At 28.9% G+C, this 855-nt stretch carries 1 protein-coding gene; it reads right to left on the bottom strand.

Going from position 1 to position 855, the window contains the following annotated elements:
• On the bottom strand, positions 1–855 hold an 855-nt coding region (locus ACOTVC_RS08900), incomplete at both ends, for a putative toxin (RefSeq protein WP_421628387.1).

Below are 855 nucleotides of genomic sequence, written 5' to 3'. Positions count from 1 at the left end.
CATAAAAATAAATAATCAAGTTCATATTCTCTAGCAAGTTTTAGTTCAAAGCTTATTTGTTCTGTTAAAGCTTGATCTTGGACATTTTTAACCTCTACTAAAGTAGGGTAATCATTTAAGGTTACTAAAAAATCAGGTATAGTGTGATTAAAACCTTTAGTATTAAAATTAGCATCTAGTTTTCTTCTATTAGATAAATACCTAGTTGATCTTTTAGTAAAAAGCATAGAAGCAGCATATTCTCCTGCATCTCCTATATCTTTAGAATTGATATTTTTATTTTTTTGTTCTTCTTGGTTTGGGGTGGTGCTGTTTGTTCCACTATCTGAAAAATCATCATCAGCATCATCTTGCTTGCTATTGCTAGCTTGTTGAGAGTTTTGAAGATCTTTTATAATGTCTTTATATTCTTTAACTTTTTTTTGATTTCTTTGTAAAAATTCAAGTCTGCCCAGTAAGCTTAGTTCTTTTGGTGATTTGTTTGGAATTTTTCGTAATTTATCGATTTGTTCCTCTAATTTTTCTTTATCTGTGATAATATCTTTTAAACTTTTATCATCTTTAAGCAAGATTTTAGTCATCTCATCTGCTTTTTTTTCACAAGCTTCTTGGATAGCTTGTGCTTGCTCTTTTTTATCATCTTCTGTAAAATCTCTATTTTCATTTAAAGCTTGTAGGAATTCTTTAGGGCTTTGCAAAACTAAATTAGGATTTTTTATTTTAGCTATGCTTCTTTGAAAGCTTAAATCTATATTTTTTTCTCCCTTTTTCCCTTTTCTAAAATCAGTCACCACAAAGCCCTTATCTTCTAAAGGCACAGGATCAAAGTGTAATGTTTCATTTTTATCTAAAGAT

Source organism: Campylobacter sp. GB48, from assembly GCF_049221845.1.
GTDB classification, from domain to species: domain Bacteria; phylum Campylobacterota; class Campylobacteria; order Campylobacterales; family Campylobacteraceae; genus Campylobacter_D; species Campylobacter_D lari_C.
The sequence above is the reverse complement of the archived record's forward strand: the minus strand, read 5'-3'. Positions and strand labels throughout refer to the sequence as shown.